Below are 14,765 nucleotides of genomic sequence, written 5' to 3'. Positions count from 1 at the left end.
CGTTCGCACAGCGAAATGCTGCGCTGCATGAATTTTTCTCGGAAAATTGACCTGCGCAGGCGTTTTGGCGCTTGTCGCTTGAGCATCGTTATATACGTCTGTATATTGCGCTGTTGGGTGACGGCCGCCGCATGCGTGGCCGCTTTTTTGAGTATCGCTATATGAGACTCTATATAACGACAGTGGAAAGATCGAAACGATGTTGAAACAGGTATTGGCAGGCGCCGTGATGCTGGCGCTGGCGCACATGGCACAGACGGCGCGGGCGCAGCAAACCGCCGGCAAGGACGAGGCGGCGCCGTTCGTGCTGGGCACGGTGACGGTGATCGGCCAGCGCGAGCAGGCAGGCCAAATGGAACAGCAGGTGGGCGCGCAAGTGAGCCGCGCCGAGATGCGCCGCTTTAACCGCGACAATGTGGGCGACGCATTGAATCTGCTGTCCGGCGTGTCGCTGTCGACCAATTCGCGCAATGAAAAAACCGTCGCCATCCGCGGCTTCGATGCGCGCCAGGTACCGCTGTACATCGACGGCATTCCCGTCTACGTGCCGTACGACGGTTATGTCGATTTCAACCGCTTCACCACCAGCGACCTGGCCGCCATCCAGGTGGCCAAGGGCTACAGCTCCGTGGCGTATGGCGCCAATACCTTGGGCGGTGCCATCAACCTGGTGTCGCGCAAGCCATCCGCGCGCCTGGAAGGCGACACTGCAGTCGGCTTCGGCTCGGGCGGCGAGCGCCAGGTGTCGGCCAACGTGGGCACGAACCAGGGCCTGTGGTATCTGCAGGCGGGCGTGTCGTATATCGACAGCGACGGTTTTCCCCTGTCGTCGGACTTCCGCCCCACGGCCACGGAAGACGGCGGCATGCGCAACAATTCCTACCGCAAGGATCATAAACTGTCGTTCAAGGTGGGCTACACGCCCGATGGCGCGCAGGCAGGCGACGAGTATGCACTGAGCTACTACAAGCAGCATGGCGAAAAGGGCCAGCCGCCATCGACCAATCCCGTCGGCGCGCGCTATTGGCAATGGCCGTACTGGAACAAGGAAAGCGTGTACTTCGTCTCGCAGACGCGCCTGGGCGACGCCGAGCGCCTGAAACTGCGCCTGTACCACGACAGCTATGACAATGAAATCACTTCGTACACGAACGGCAGCTACGCGACCCTGAAAACCAGCGGCCAGGGCAGCGTCAGCGGCGGGCGCAGCATCTACAACGACCGCACGAACGGTGGCGCGGTGGAGCTCGAATCGTTCCGCCTGGCCGCGCACAGCCTGCGCTTTGTCGCCAGCTACAAGGCCGACGAGCATCAGGAACTCGACGCCAAGGGCGTGCGCACCACCTGGTACAAGGATGCCTTGTGGACCCTGGGCGCGGAAGACAGCATCGCCCTCAATGCGGCGACGGAACTGTCGCTGGGCGTGTCGCGCAATGCACTGCGCCCGGATACCGTCTACAGCGCCGGCAACGCGTATACCTTGCCGGAGAATCAATCGGCCACGGACATGCAGGCGGGCCTGTTCCACAAAATGGGTCCCGAGGCGAAGGTGTACGCCACGGTGGCGCGCAAGTCGCGCCTGCCGACCCTGAAGGACCGCTATTCGCAGCGCCTGGGCACGTATATTGAAAACCCGTCCCTGCGCGCCGAGGAGGCGCTCAATTATGAAGTGGGCTACCAGGCAAGCGTGCGCGGGCTGGCGCTCGATGCCGCCCTGTTCTATAGCGACGTGAAGGACAAGATACAGAGCGTGGCGAATGTGGCGGGCGTGCGCGCGCAGATGCGCAACGCGGGCAGGGCGCATATCAGCGGCGCGGAGCTGGGCTTGCGCGGCAGCGCCGGCGCGTGGCTGGACTTCGGCGGCAACTACACCTACACGGAAATGAAGAACGTCAGCGACCGCGCCATCCGCCTGACGGACGTGCCGCGCCACAAGCTGACTGCGCACGCCGTGCTGCACGCGGCGCGCCAGCTCGACGTGGTGGCCATCGCGGAAGCGAATAGCGGGCGCTGGGTCTCGAACACCCTGGAACTGGGCGGCTTTGCCACCGTCAACCTGAAGGCCGTGTACCGGCCCTTGCCGGCCTTGCCCCTGGAAGTGGGCGTGAGCAACCTGGCTGACCGCAACTACGCGCTGGCCGACGGTTTCCCCAGCGCGGGGCGCACCTGGCTGGCCAATGCGCAATACCAGTTCTGATTTTTTGATTGTTCCATGAAAGGACACAGCATGTTGAAGAAAATATTCCTTGGTTTTGCTTCGGCCGCCCTGCTGGCGACGGCGCCCGCATGGGCCGGCCCGGCGCCGGCGCGCGAGCATATGAGCCATGTGCTGACCGTGACGGGCAAGGTGGCAACGCCGTTGACCCTGACAGTGGCCGACCTGCGCCAGCTGCCGCCGGCGAATGGCGGCGAGCTTGCCGTCACGCGCCATAACGGCGACAAGGCCGAGACCATTACCAGTTACAAGGGCGTGCGCCTGCGCGATATCCTCGACAAGGCGGCGCTCGATGCGCCGGGCCATAACGATGTCAAGAAACTTGCCATCATCGCCACGGCCACCGACGGTTATGCGGTGGTGTTTTCCTGGGGCGAGCTGTATAACGCGCCGGCCGGCGAGGGCGTGATCGTCTACTACGAGAAGAACGGCAAGGCGCTTGACGAGAGCGATGGCGAGATCGCCCTGATCTCGGCCAGGGATATCCGCACGGGTCCGCGCCACGTGAAGTGGTTGAACCACATCGAGGTGCGCAAGCTGGTGGAGTGACGCGCAGCTGATGGAAAAAACGCGCCGTGGAGCCATCCCCGGCGCGTTTTTTTTATGCCGCCAGCGCTTGCCGCATGGCTTGGCCCGCCACGTCGAACAGGCCGCGCGCCGCTGGCGTCAAGCCCAGCATGTGCATCGACGCATGGATCATGCCGTCGAGCTGCACGCATTGCGCCGCCACGCCGTCGTCGCGCAAATACCGCGCATAGGCTTCGCCTTCGTCATGCAGCGGGTCGTATTCGCACACCAGCACGGTCGCCGGCGGCAAGTCCTTCAGCGACGTGGCCCGCAGGGGCGCCGCGTAGGGCTGCGCGCCATCAGCCGGCTCGTTCAGGTAGGCCGACCAGCAAAAGCGCATGGCTTCCCGTGTCAGCGAATGGCCTTCCGCATAGCGCTGGTAGGATGGCGTGTCGAAGGCGAAATCGAGCGCCGGGTACAGCAGCAGCTGGTGCGCCAGCGCGGGACCGGCCTGGTCGCGGGCCATCAGGGCCGCTGCCGCCGCCAGGTTGCCGCCCGCGCTGTCGCCGCCCACGGCCAGCCGTTTCACGTCGATGCCCAGCGCCTCGGCATGGTCCGCGACCCAGCAGAGCGCCCGATAAAAATCATCGAGCGGCACGGGGAACTTGTGCTCAGGCGCCAGCCGGTAGTCGACGGAAAAGACCACGCAGCCGGTGGCGTTGGCCAGCGCGCGGCACGGATTGTCGTACAGGTCCAGCGAGCACAGACACCATCCTCCCCCATGCGCAAAGACGATGGCGGGCAAGGGCTGGCCCGTGTCCGCGCCGGCAGGCACATAGGCGCGCACGGTCAGCGCATGCTCGCCGGGCAGCACGTAGTCCTTGATCGACGCGACGTCTTCCAATGGTCCGTGCAGCTGGCGCAAGCCCGTTTCCGTGGCGGCGCGCAAGTCCGCCAGCGAGGCGGGCTGCGGCGCATCCTTGCCCTCGTCCAGCCAGGCGGCGATCAGCGGGTCGAGGCTCATGCGGGTGCTCCGGCCAGGAAGGGCAGCAGGTGGGCGATGAACGCTTCCGGCTGTTCTTCCATGATGAAGTGGCCGCATTCGGCGACGATGGCGCCCTGCAAAATATCGGCCTTGCCCTGCATGGTCAGCAGGGGCGCGTCATTCGTCGCATGGTCGGCGCCGATGGCCAGCACGGGCATGGCCAGGCTCTTTTTCGCCCGCTCCAGGTTTTGCCGGATGGTTTCCGGAATGGCGCGGTAGTAGGCGAAACCGGCGCGCAGGGCGCCCGGCGTGGCATAGGCGTCCGCATACACATCGACGGCCACCTTGTCGCGGCGGTACGACCAGCGGTCCAGGATGAAGCGGATGTATTCGCGTTCCTTGCCGGCCGTGAGCATCTCCGGCAAATCGAGCACCTGGTTGAACATGAAGTGCCACAGGAAGATGTTGTCGGACGGCGCGACAAAAATCGGCGGCGCCGGCGCCAGGCCTGGAATGACGGCTTCCGTCAGCGCCAGTTTCGTCACGGCCTGCGGGAAATCGCTGGCCAGCGCATAGCCGACCCACATGCCGATGTCGTGGCCGACGACATCGTACTGCGCATGGCCCAGAGCCAGCATGGCGCGGTGAAGGGTGGCGGCAACGGCGCCCGTGTCGTAGCCGCCGGCCGGGCGTTCCGAGTGGCCGCTGCCGGGCGGATCGATGGCGATCGCCTGGTAGCCCTGGGCGGCCAGCGCCGCCATCACATGGCGCCAGGCGTACCAGGTTTGCGGCCAGCCGGGGATCAGCAGCACGGGTTTGCCTTCGCCGGCGATGACGCAATGCAGGCGCTGGCCGTCGATGCGGACGTAGTCGTGGGTGTAGCTGTCTTGATTCTGATGCATGGTGTTTCCTTGTTAGTTGTGCTCGATGCCGAGCAGGGTATTGATCTGCTGCGCGCTGACGGGGGCGCCGGCGAAGTCGTCGAAGATCTTGTCGGTCACGGGAATGATGTGGGCATTGATGAAGGCCACGCCTTCGCGCGCGCCCACTTCCTGGTCCTTCAGGCAGCATTCCCATTCCAGCGTGGCCCAGCCCGCGTAGTCGTTTTGCGCCATCTTCGAGAAGATGGCCTTGAAGTCGACCTGGCCATCGCCCAGCGAACGGAAGCGCCCGGCGCGGTTTTCCCACGACTGGTAGCCGCCGTAGATGCCTTGCCGCCCCGTCGGATTGAACTCCGCATCCTTCACATGGAACATGCGGATATGGTCCTTGTAGATGTCGATGAATTCCAGGTAGTTCAGCTGCTGCAGCACGAAGTGGCTGGGGTCGAACAGCATCTTGCAGCGCGGGTGGCGGCCCACGCGCTCGTAGAACATCTCGAAGCTGATGCCGTCATGCAGGTCTTCGCTCGGGTGGATTTCGTAGCACAGGTTGATGCCCTGTTCTTCGCACACGTCGAGGATGGGCAGCCAGCGGCGCGCCAGTTCGTCGAAGGCCGCCTCGATCAGGCCGGGCGGGCGCTGCGGGAACGGGAACAGGTAGGGCCAGGCGAACGAGCCGGAGAACGTGCCCATGTCGGTCAGGCCCAGGCGCTTCGAGGCCATGGCCGCCAGTTTCACTTGCTCGATGGCCCACTCGGTGCGCGCCGCCGGCTGGCCGTGCAGGTGGGCCGGCGCAAAGCTGTCGCACAGCGCGTCGTAGGCCGGGTGCACGGCCACCAGCTGGCCGAGGATGTGCGTCGTCAGTTCGCTGATGACGAGGCCATGGCTGGCCAGCATGGCAACGAGGTCGTCGCAGTATTGCTGGCTGTGCGCCGCTTGCGCCACGTCGAACAGGCGCGCATCCCAGGCGGGAATCTGCAGGGCCTTGAAGCCCATGCCGGCCGCCCACTCGGCGATGGCGGGCAGGGTGTTGAAGGGCGCCGTGTCGGCGGCGAATTGTGCCAGGTGCAGGCTTGGTCCTTGGATGGTTTTCATATCGGCTCCTATTGTTTGTCGATCGACAAAGAATAGGCGAAATTTTCCCTTCGGTCAAGCCCGTGATGCAAAATAAATCGGGAACGCGCCGTGGGCGCCAGGCGTTATACTGGCCGCCACTTCGCAAGCAGAGGATCAAGATGGCAGGAAGACCGAGGGAATTTGACCGCGCGCTGGCGCTGGCAAAAGCGCGCGACGCGTTCTGGACGCGCGGCTACGAGGGTGTATCGATGGCTGACCTGGTGGCGGCGCTGGGCATCGCCTCGGCGCGCATCTATGCGGCGTTCGGCTCGAAGGAGCAGTTGTTCCGCGAAGCCGTGGAATTGTATGAAACGGGCGAGGGCGCCTTTGCCGTGCATGCGCTGGCTGCCAGCCTGAATGTGCGCGACGCCGTGGCGCGCATGCTGGAAGAAGCGGTGCTGCTGTACACGCGCAGCGGCCAGCCGCAAGGCTGCATGGTGGTCACGGCCGCCACGAATACGAGCGCGGAAAACGCGGGCATCGCCGACTGGCTGGCGCAGCACCGCCGCGCACGCACGCAAGCCGTCATCGAACGCCTGCGCGCGGCGCAGCTGGCGGGAGAATTAAAAGGGGAGGCGGACGTGCAGGCCTTGGGCGACTACTATGCGGCCTTGCTGCATGGCCTGTCGGTGCAGGCGCGCGACGGCATTCCGGCCGAACGGCTGCTGGCGCTGATTGCGCCGGCGATGGCGCCTTTGGTGCTGGAAATGCAAAAACCAGACTAGCGTGTCGATAGTTGCCGTGGATGTTTGCTGCCTCAGGTCTTGACGTCGATCAGGCTGCCCAAAGCCTGGTCGGCTGCCTTGACGACATTCGCCGATAAATTAAAACCGGCCTTGTAGACGAGGTTATCCGTCAGCTCGGACGCCAGGCCCACGCCGTTCGGCCGGCTTTCCGCCGCCTTGGCGGCATTCGCGTTGGCGCCGCTGACGCTTTCGCTGGCGGCCAGCTTGCGTCCTTCGACAGACAGGGTAACGCCCGTGCCGGCCGGGCTGGCTTCCTGGAACTCGGCTTGCTGCGGCTGGAAGCCCTGGGTATTCGCATTGGCGATATTGTTGGCGGCCACATCCAGCGCGCGCTGGTTGGCGGTCAGCCCCGAGGTACCGGTGGTGAGGGCGGATATGGACATGGCAACTCCTTCAGAATGCACCCAGTTTACTCCCGCCAGCGGGAAAAGTGGTTGGTGCAAGGCAACATTTTTTCACGCGGGTGGTTGCCGCAAAAAATAGGTGCATCACGTAATTTTTTTATATTGTTCTGTGGCATTTCGCTGCCTAGACTGGCAGGGAAGTCATCCACGGAGTCCGCCATTTTTCACCTGTTTCGTCCTCTTTTCCTGGGTTTTCTGCTCAGCCTGCCTTGCCTGCCCCTGAAAGCCCAGCTTGCTCTCTCCCAGTTGCCGCTCGATGTGCGCCTGAACGAGCAGGTCATCATGGTGCCGGCCGGCGATGGCTTGCGCGAGATGCTGGAAACGACGGTGTTCCGTCCAGCCGGTCCCGGCCCGTTTCCCCTGCTGCTGATGAATCATGGCAAGCAGGCCGGCCCGGCCCGGCTGCAGGCGCGCGAGCGCTTCATCTATATGGCGACCGAATTCGTGCGCCGCGGCTATGCGGTGATGCTGCCCATGCGCGCCGGCTTTGCGCGTTCCACGGGCGCCTACCGCGATTTTGGCTGCGACATGCTGGGCAACGCCCAGGGCCAGGCGCGCGACATGCTGGCCGCGCTCGCGTATGCGCGCCGCCAGAGCTGGGTCGACCCGGAACGCATCGTCGTCGCGGGCCAGTCGTATGGCGGCATGGCGGCGCTGGCGCTGGCCACCCGGGTGCTGCCCGGCGTGCGGGGCGTGCTCAATTTTTCCGGCGGCCTGCGCGTCGACATGCCGGGCTGCGACTGGCAAGGGGCGCTGGCCAAGTCCTTCGCCACCCTGGGCGCCTACAACCACATCCCCAGCCTGTGGCTGTATGGCGCGAATGACTCGTATTTTTCGCCGGCGCTGGTGCGGCGGCTGTTCAATTCCTTTACCGGTTCGGGCGGCCGGGCGCAATTGCTCGCCTATGGCCCGTTCAAGCGCGACGCGCACCTGACCCTGGGCAGCCGCGACGGCGTGGCCGTGTGGTTGCCCGCCACCGAGCGCTTCCTGCAGAAAATCGGCATGCCGGTGCGGCAGGTCTACCGCGTGGCCGATGCGCCGTCTCCGCCCGCCACGCATTTCGCGCTGCAGGACGATATCGCCGCCGTGCCCTACCTGGAAGAGCAGGGGCGCGCCGCCTACCGCGTCTTCCTGGAGAAAACCGCGCCGCGCGCCTTTGCCCTGTCGGCCAGCGGCGCCTGGGGCTGGGCCGAGGAGGGTGAAAGCCCCGATGTGCGCGCGCTGGCCTCGTGCCAGCGGCGCAGCAGCCTGCCGTGCCAGCTGTATTCGGTCGATGAAAGCGTCGTTTGGCCGCTCGCCGGCGCCAGCGCAAGCGCCGCCGGCGGCGCGCAATAGGCCGCCGCGCACGATAGTTGTCGCCGAAACGGGGGATGGGCGAATATACTAGGCGAAAAGGGAGGCGTTGCGCTTCCCGTCCGCCCTTATCATCAGCGAGAATTCACCCTTATGGCGTCATCCCCAGAAAACCTCAGCATGGCCGTGTTTTGCGACTTCGAGAACGTCGCGCTCGGCGTGCGAGATGCAAATTACGAAAAATTCGATATCAAGCCCATCCTGGAACGCTTGCTGCTCAAGGGCAGTATTGTTGTCAAGAAGGCATATTGCGACTGGGACCGTTATAAAAGTTTCAAGGGCACCATGCATGAAGCGAACTTCGAACTGATCGAAATTCCCCACGTGCGCCAGTCGGGCAAGAATTCGGCCGACATCCGCCTGGTGGTCGATGCGCTGGACCTGTGCTACACCAAGGCCCACGTCAACACCTTCGTCATCATCAGCGGTGATTCCGATTTTTCGCCGCTCGTGTCGAAATTGCGCGAAAACGCCAAGCAGGTGATCGGCGTGGGCGTCAAGCAGTCGACGTCGGACCTGCTGGTGGCCAACTGCGACGAATTCATTTTCTACGATGACCTGGTGCGCGAAAGCCGCCGCACGGCCGCCAAGCGCGACGCGCGCGACACGCCTGCCGCCAAGCGCTCGCCGGACGAGGAAGTGCGCCGCAAGGAAAAATACGAGTCGCGCAAGACGGAAGCGATCGAAATGGCTGTCGAGACCTTCGACGCGCTGGTGTCCGAGCGCGGCGACAGCGGCAAGATCTGGGCCTCGATGCTGAAGGAAGCGATCAAGCGCCGCAAGCCGGACTTCAGCGAGTCCTACTACGGTTTCCGCACCTTCGGCAACCTGCTGGAAGAAGCGCAGACGCGCGGCTTGCTGGAATTTGGCCGCGATGAAAAATCGGGCGCCTATGTCTACCGCAGCAGCGGCCTGGTGGCCGTGCCGGCCGCCGTGAACGCGGATACAGCCAGCGAGGCCGGCGGCGAGACCGGCGTGGCGGCGGAAGAGGGCAATCACCGCGAAGGCGGCAGCCGCCGCGATTCGCGCCGCAATGGCCGTGGCGGCCGCAAGCAGAACGAGCAACGCCGCGGCGAGTCCGCGCCACAGGCCTTCGTGCCGGTGGCCGACGCCGAAGCCGTCGTCATCGAGCAGTATGCGCCGGCGCCGCAGCCGGAAGTGCAGCACGAAGTGGCCGAAGCCGCCGCCGAAGCGGTGGCCGAGGTGGTTGCAGACGAGGGCAACGCCAAGCGCGGTTCGCGCCGCAATGGCCGCGGTGGCCGCAAGAATGGCGATGGCGCCCGCGAAGCGCGCGCCGAAGTTGTCGCCGTCGAGGTGGCGCCGGTGGCGGAAGCCGTGCCTGCGCCTGCGCCTGCGCCTGCGCCTGAGCCGGTAGCCGAAGTGCCGGTGGAAGCCGCCGCCGAAGCCAAGCCGAAGGCCAAGCCGCGCACGCCGGCCCGCAAGGCGGCTGCGGCGAAGAAACCGGCCAAGAAGGCGGCAGAAGCTGTGGTGGAAGCTGCGCCTGTCGTTGAAGCGGCGCCGGTGGAAGTGGCTGCCGTGGCGGAAGACAAGCCGGCCAAGGCGCCGCGCAAGACGCCGGCGCGCCGTCCTGCGCGCAAGAAGGCGGAAGTTGATTGATTGACGCCCCAAAGCAAGAACTGGGGTCAGACGGGGACGCCGAGCCCCGTCGTGTCTGACCCCTGAACTTTGCTGCGTATCAATACGTTCGGTGCATGCGCACCACCGCCATTCCCCCAAGCGTGTACGATGAGCCTGTTTTTAACGCGGCGGGCGGTCAAGCATGTATTACGGTGAACGGTTCAACAGCATTTCCCATACGGTGGGCGCCGCGCTGGCGGCCATCGGCGGCGTCATCCTGATCGTCGCGGCGGCCCGCACGGGCGATCCCTGGAAAATCGTCAGCTGCAGCGTGTATGCGGCCATGCTGCTCACGCTCTACCTCACTTCCACCCTGTACCACAGCGTGCGCGGCAAGGCCAAGGCCATGCTGCAGCGGCTCGACCACTGCGCCATCTACCTGCTCATCGCGGGCACCTACACGCCCTTCATGCTGGTGACCCTGCGCGGGCCGTGGGGCTGGTCGCTGTTCGGCGTCGTCTGGGGCCTGGCCTTGCTTGGCATCGTGCAGGAATACGTGTACGCGAAAGGCGCGCGCATCCTGTCGCTGGTGATTTACGTGGCCATGGGCTGGCTGATCGTCATCGGCATCAAGCCGCTGCTGGCGGCGCTCGAGTGGAACGGCTTCCTGTGGCTGGTGGCAGGCGGGCTGTGCTACACGGGCGGCATCGCTTTCTATGCCACCGACCACAAGCTGCGCCATGGCCACGGCATCTGGCACCTGTTCGTGCTGGCCGGCAGTAGCTGTCATTTTATCGCCATTTTGTTCTACGTTGCCTGACGTTATCCCTTGCCATCACTGTTGCCATGATTCCATTATAATGGCGCGATATGTGAAAATAGCGCAACAATGCGGCAATAATAAGGCAACAATGGATATCAATTCGGACGACCTGAAAATCTTCGTCACCGTCATCGACAGCGGCACCCTGAGCGCGGCCGCCGTGCACCTGGGACAAACCACTTCGGGCGTCAGCCGCGCCCTGTCGCGCCTGGAAGACAAGCTGGCCACCTCGCTGCTGACGCGCACCACGCGGCGCATGGAGCTGACGGAAGAGGGGCAGCTGTTCCTGGACAAGGCGCGCGCCATCCTCGCGTCGATGGAAGACGTGGAGGAATCGATCCGCATCCGCCGCCAGAAGCCGGCCGGGCGGCTGTCCGTCGATGCCGCCTCGCCCTTCATGCTCCATTGCGTTGTGCCCCACGTGGCGGAATTTCGCGCCATGTACCCGGACATCCGCCTGGAGCTGACCAGCAACGACCAGATCGCCGACCTGCTCGAGCACCGCACCGATATCGCCATCCGCATCGGCGCCCTGGTCGATTCGACCCTGCATGCGCGCCCGCTCAGCGCCAGTCCGCTGCATGTGCTGGCCACGCCCGCCTACCTGGCGCGCCACGGCGAACCCGCCACGCCGGAAGCGCTGTCCGGCCATGCGTTGCTGGGTTTTGCGCAATATGAGCTGGGGAATAACTGGCCGCTGCGCCACGAAGCGGGCAACAGCCTGCAGATCGTGCCGGCGCTGGCCGCGTCCAGCGGCGAAACCCTGCGCCAGCTGGCGTTGCACGACCAGGGCATCGTCTGCCTGTCCGACTTCATGACGAAGGACGACATCGCGGCCGGCCGGCTGGTGCGGGTGCTGCAGCCGTTTTACACGGGCTACCGCCAGCAGATCCACGCCGTCTACTACCGCAACACGCAGCTGGCGCAGCGCATCAGCTGCTTCCTCGAATTCCTGCAACAGAAACTGTAAGGCCCGGACATGAGCGCACATGGCATGCAATGCCCCACCTGCGACGAATATGGCGACCTGGTGCACGCCACGGTCCGCCAGACGGGCCAGCAGGTGATCGTCTGCACGGAATGCGATTTCGTGTGGCCGCATCCGGAGCAGGACATTGATCCGGCGCATGCCACGGATGTGGCTTCCCTGCTGGCGCAATCCGGCCTGGACGACGACTGGGACGAGCTCGAACTCGGGGCAAGGGTGCCGCCGTCGCCTACAGCATGACGTGCGATTCTTCCGCCCGCAGCAGGGCTTCCACCTCATGGGCGGGCAGCGGCCGGCTGAAATAATAGCCCTGCGCCTCGTCGCAGCCATGGCGGCGCAGGTAATCGAGCTGCTCCGCCGTTTCCACGCCTTCGGCCACCACGCGCAGCTTCAAATTGTGCGCCAGGGCGATGATGGAGACGACGATGGCCGCGTCGTCCGCGTCGCGCGCCACGTCGCCGACGAAACTGCGGTCGATCTTCAGCACATCGATGGGGAAGGTGCGCAGGTAGGCGAAGCTGGAATAGCCGGTGCCGAAGTCGTCGATCGACAGCTGCACCCCCAGCGCCTTCATGTCGTGCAGCTGGCTGACGGCCAGCGCCACGTCGTGCATGAACAGGCTTTCCGTCAGTTCCAGTTCCAGGCAGGCGGGCGGCAAGCCTGTTTCCAGCAGCACGTCGGCGATCGACGCGACCAGGTTCGGCTCGTTGAACTGGCGCGCCGACAGGTTCACGGCCAGGCGCAAGGTGTCCAGTCCCGCCGCATGCCAGCGTTTCACCTGCGCGCACGCTTCGCGCATGACCCAGGCGCCGATCGGCACGATCAGGCCCGTATCCTCGGCCAGCGCGATGAAGCGCTGCGGCGCCACCATGCCCAGGTCCGGATGCTGCCAGCGCAGCAGCGCTTCCACGCCGACGATGCGCCCGCTGGCCAGGTCCACCTGCGGCTGGTAATGCAGCACGAACTGCTCGCGTTCCAGGGCGTTGCGCAGCGCCGTCTCGATACGCAGACGCTCCAGGGTGGCCTGGTTCATGGCCGTCGTGTAGAACTTGATGTTGTTGCGGCCCTGTTTCTTGGCGCAGTACATGGCGATGTCGGCCTGCTCGATCAGGTTCTGCGTCTCGCCATTCAGGGTAACGTCGCCGGGCGCGTCGTAGCGCGACATGTCGTAGACGGCCACGCCGATGCTGCAGGTGACGAAGAATTCCTTGCCGTCCAGTAATACCGGCTGCGCCACGGCATCCATCACGCGCTGCACGATGGCGCCGCTGAGCACTTCGTCGGCCTGCTCGCACAGGATGGCGACGAATTCATCGCCGGACAGGCGCGCCACCGTGTCGCTTTCGCGCAGGCTGGACTGCAAGCGCGTGGCGATGGTTTTCAGCAGCAGGTCGCCCGCCTTGTGACCGAGGCTGTCATTGACGAACTTGAACCGGTCCAGGTCGATCAACAGCACCCATAATGCGCGGTTCTTGCGGCGCGACAGGGCCATCGCTTGCGCCAGGCGGTCGCGCAGCAGGGCGCGGTTGGGCAAGCCCGTCAGCACGTCGTGGTGGGCGATGTGCTGGATTTGCTGCTCGGCCAGCTTGCGTTCCGTGATTTCGGACCCCGTGCCCCGGTAGCCGCGAAAGTCGCCCAGTTCGTTGAACAGCGGCTCGCCATTGATGCTGAACCAGCGCAGCTGGCCATCGCGGTCGTGCATCGCATATTCGAGGTTGGAAAAGGGCAGGTGGGCTTCCAGGTTGGCGATATGCTGCTTGCCCCAGCGCGAATTGCGCATTTCCGGGTTGTTGTCCCAGCGCGTCATGCCGATGAAGCGTTCCAGCGGCATGTTCGACTTGTCCGTGAAACCGCTGGTGATGTGGGTGAAGCAGAAGTTGGCGTCCTGTTCCCAGTACCAGTCCGAGGACAGGGCCAGCAGACGGCGGAAGCGCTTTTCGCTTTCCTGCAAGGCGCGCTCCGTGCGCTGGCGCGCCCGCACGTCGGCGCTGAGCAGTTCATTGCTGCGTTTCAGGTCGGCCGTGCGCTGCTCCACCAGCAATTGCACGCGGCGCGAGCGCTGCGTCAGCGACTGCACGAAGGCGGCCGTCAGTACGCTGAACAGCAAACCCGTGATCAGGGTAAACAGGGAGCCCAGATGGTCGGCCAGGAAGGGGCGCGGATGGACCACCACGCGCACATGCCAGGGCCGGCCGGCGGAAGTGAAAGCCCGGTCATAATGGTTATGGTAGGCAAAGTGCAGCCAGCGGGGCAGCGACTCCCAGGCGCCGCCCGGTTCGTCGGCAGGCGCCTGGCCATGCCGGAAGATCAATTGGTGCGGGTCGGCGCCGGCGTCCGCGTAGACGCTGAGTTCAAGCTGCGAGTCGCCCAGCAGGTCGGCGCCGGCGAGGATTTTCTGCACCAGTTCCCCGGCGCGCACGATGACGGCCGTATCGCCGATCAGCGCCGCACGCCGCTGCTGTATCGTTTGCAGGGGCACGCCGTGGCGATAGACGGGGCGCACGATGACGAAGCCCCGTTGCGGCCCTTGCGCCAGGGCCAGCAGGCCGGTGGCGGTGGTCTGGCCGCTGACGATCGCCTGTTCCAGCGCGCGCGCCAGCACGCCGCTCGGGCTGACGTTCAGGCCGAAGGCGGGGCGGTTGCCCTGCAGGGGTTCGAGATAGTCGACCACCAGGTAGCTGGCGCGCGTCGTCGCCGGCACGACGACGCCGTCGCGCATTTCCGTCATGGCGTAGTCGGGCACGATGCGCCGCAGTTCCGTCTCGAAGGCGGCGCGCTGTGCATGCGGCACGATGCGGTGGAAATTGAAGGCCTGGATGAACGGATGGCGTTGCAGCAGCGGTGTGGTGAAGTCGTGGAACTGTTCCCGGGTGACGGGCACGACGGCGGCAAACAGCTGGTTCGTTGTCGTCAGCACCTCGACCGCGTCGTCGAGCCCCTGCTCGATGGCGGCCACCCTGGCGCCGGCGCGCTGCTGCAGGCTCAGGCCCATCTTGTCGTATTCGAGCTGGCTGATGGCGGCAAACAGCACGGCCGTCACGCTGACGCCGCAGGCAAAGGTCAGCGCGGCCGCGGCGGAAATCGACAATGGCAGGCGGCCACGCAGCATGGTTTTTCCTATCTCACTTCATGGACACTTGGGTTCGGCGGCGCCTGCCGGCCCCACGCA

General features: G+C 65.0%; 13 protein-coding genes. 8 read left to right on the top strand and 5 right to left on the bottom strand.

The window, feature by feature from the left end; all coding sequences use genetic code 11:
* Window positions 1-199: 199 nt before the first annotated feature.
* Both OX460_RS13670 and OX460_RS13665 read left to right on the top strand, forming a co-directional pair.
* A complete protein-coding gene (locus tag OX460_RS13670; RefSeq protein ID WP_289898977.1) occupies window positions 200-2,197 on the top strand; it encodes a TonB-dependent receptor in 1,998 nt (665 codons plus the stop codon).
* Between the two features lie 30 nt (window positions 2,198-2,227).
* Window positions 2,228-2,764 (top strand): molybdopterin-dependent oxidoreductase, encoded by a 537-nt coding sequence (locus OX460_RS13665; protein WP_289898976.1) that lies wholly within the window; start codon window positions 2,228-2,230, stop codon window positions 2,762-2,764.
* A gap of 52 nt (window positions 2,765-2,816) precedes the next feature.
* On the opposite strand, the gene OX460_RS13660 is transcribed toward OX460_RS13665, so the two are convergent.
* The 3 genes from OX460_RS13660 to OX460_RS13650 are packed head-to-tail and all read right to left on the bottom strand — an operon-like array spanning window position 2,817 to window position 5,683.
* On the bottom strand, window positions 2,817-3,746 hold the full coding sequence (locus OX460_RS13660) for an alpha/beta hydrolase (RefSeq protein ID WP_289898975.1): 930 nt from the start codon (window positions 3,744-3,746) through the stop codon (window positions 2,817-2,819).
* Window positions 3,743-4,609 (bottom strand): alpha/beta hydrolase, encoded by an 867-nt coding sequence (locus tag OX460_RS13655; protein WP_070259051.1) that lies wholly within the window; start codon window positions 4,607-4,609, stop codon window positions 3,743-3,745. Before OX460_RS13655 ends, OX460_RS13660 begins: the two co-directional genes overlap by 4 nt.
* Before the next feature lie 12 nt (window positions 4,610-4,621).
* Window positions 4,622-5,683: a sugar phosphate isomerase/epimerase gene (locus OX460_RS13650; RefSeq protein WP_070259049.1), complete on the bottom strand. Its 1,062-nt coding sequence runs from the start codon at window positions 5,681-5,683 to the stop codon at window positions 4,622-4,624.
* Between the two features lie 140 nt (window positions 5,684-5,823).
* Here OX460_RS13650 and OX460_RS13645 point away from each other — a divergent pair, with 140 nt between their 5' ends.
* Entirely contained in the window at window positions 5,824-6,429 is a 606-nt protein-coding gene (locus OX460_RS13645; RefSeq protein WP_092610589.1) for a TetR/AcrR family transcriptional regulator, read from the top strand.
* A 32-nt stretch (window positions 6,430-6,461) separates the two neighbouring features.
* Here the strand turns inward: OX460_RS13645 and OX460_RS13640 are convergent, their stop codons facing one another.
* Window positions 6,462-6,833, bottom strand: a complete 372-nt coding sequence (locus OX460_RS13640; RefSeq protein ID WP_289898974.1) for a flagellar basal body protein — start codon at window positions 6,831-6,833, stop codon at window positions 6,462-6,464.
* Between the two features lie 279 nt (window positions 6,834-7,112).
* Between OX460_RS13640 and OX460_RS13635 the strand changes: the two genes are divergently transcribed.
* The 5 genes from OX460_RS13635 to OX460_RS13615 all read left to right on the top strand — a co-directional run bounded on the left by OX460_RS13635 (window position 7,113) and on the right by OX460_RS13615 (window position 11,836).
* On the top strand, window positions 7,113-8,189 hold the full coding sequence (locus OX460_RS13635) for a CocE/NonD family hydrolase (RefSeq protein WP_289898973.1): 1,077 nt from the start codon (window positions 7,113-7,115) through the stop codon (window positions 8,187-8,189).
* 111 nt (window positions 8,190-8,300) lie between these two features.
* Entirely contained in the window at window positions 8,301-9,824 is a 1,524-nt protein-coding gene (locus OX460_RS13630) for an NYN domain-containing protein (RefSeq protein WP_289898972.1), read from the top strand.
* Between the two features lie 163 nt (window positions 9,825-9,987).
* Entirely contained in the window at window positions 9,988-10,605 is a 618-nt protein-coding gene (locus OX460_RS13625; RefSeq protein ID WP_289898971.1) for a hemolysin III family protein, read from the top strand.
* A 91-nt stretch (window positions 10,606-10,696) separates the two neighbouring features.
* Entirely contained in the window at window positions 10,697-11,578 is an 882-nt protein-coding gene (locus OX460_RS13620; protein WP_099664521.1) for a LysR family transcriptional regulator, read from the top strand.
* Window positions 11,579-11,587: 9 nt separating this feature from the next.
* Window positions 11,588-11,836 (top strand): hypothetical protein, encoded by a 249-nt coding sequence (locus OX460_RS13615; protein WP_251351209.1) that lies wholly within the window; start codon window positions 11,588-11,590, stop codon window positions 11,834-11,836.
* Here OX460_RS13615 and OX460_RS13610 read toward each other — a convergent pair.
* Window positions 11,826-14,705, bottom strand: coding sequence for an EAL domain-containing protein (locus OX460_RS13610; RefSeq protein WP_289898970.1), 2,880 nt, complete (start codon window positions 14,703-14,705; stop codon window positions 11,826-11,828). The genes OX460_RS13615 and OX460_RS13610 overlap by 11 nt on opposite strands.
* Window positions 14,706-14,765: the final 60 nt, after the last annotated feature.

The organism is Janthinobacterium sp. SUN033 (assembly GCF_030397595.1).
Classification (GTDB): domain Bacteria; phylum Pseudomonadota; class Gammaproteobacteria; order Burkholderiales; family Burkholderiaceae_D; genus Janthinobacterium; species Janthinobacterium kumbetense.
Note: the sequence above shows the minus strand (reverse complement) of the source record. Positions and strands in the feature narration are given on the sequence as shown.

Excerpts from the sequence above, each read along its gene's own strand:
- OX460_RS13670 (WP_289898977.1), top strand. The coding sequence starts at position 200 with ATGTTGAAACAGGTATTGGCAGGCGCCGTGATGCTGGCGCTGGCGCAC.
- OX460_RS13615 (WP_251351209.1), top strand. The coding sequence starts at position 11,588 with ATGAGCGCACATGGCATGCAATGCCCCACCTGCGACGAATATGGCGAC.
- OX460_RS13655 (WP_070259051.1), bottom strand. The coding sequence starts at position 4,609 with ATGCATCAGAATCAAGACAGCTACACCCACGACTACGTCCGCATCGAC.
- OX460_RS13630 (WP_289898972.1), top strand. The coding sequence starts at position 8,301 with ATGGCGTCATCCCCAGAAAACCTCAGCATGGCCGTGTTTTGCGACTTC.
- OX460_RS13665 (WP_289898976.1), top strand. The coding sequence starts at position 2,228 with ATGTTGAAGAAAATATTCCTTGGTTTTGCTTCGGCCGCCCTGCTGGCG.
- OX460_RS13650 (WP_070259049.1), bottom strand. The coding sequence starts at position 5,683 with ATGAAAACCATCCAAGGACCAAGCCTGCACCTGGCACAATTCGCCGCC.
- OX460_RS13645 (WP_092610589.1), top strand. The coding sequence starts at position 5,824 with ATGGCAGGAAGACCGAGGGAATTTGACCGCGCGCTGGCGCTGGCAAAA.
- OX460_RS13660 (WP_289898975.1), bottom strand. The coding sequence starts at position 3,746 with ATGAGCCTCGACCCGCTGATCGCCGCCTGGCTGGACGAGGGCAAGGAT.
- OX460_RS13640 (WP_289898974.1), bottom strand. The coding sequence starts at position 6,833 with ATGTCCATATCCGCCCTCACCACCGGTACCTCGGGGCTGACCGCCAAC.
- OX460_RS13625 (WP_289898971.1), top strand. The coding sequence starts at position 9,988 with ATGTATTACGGTGAACGGTTCAACAGCATTTCCCATACGGTGGGCGCC.
- OX460_RS13620 (WP_099664521.1), top strand. The coding sequence starts at position 10,697 with ATGGATATCAATTCGGACGACCTGAAAATCTTCGTCACCGTCATCGAC.
- OX460_RS13610 (WP_289898970.1), bottom strand. The coding sequence starts at position 14,705 with ATGCTGCGTGGCCGCCTGCCATTGTCGATTTCCGCCGCGGCCGCGCTG.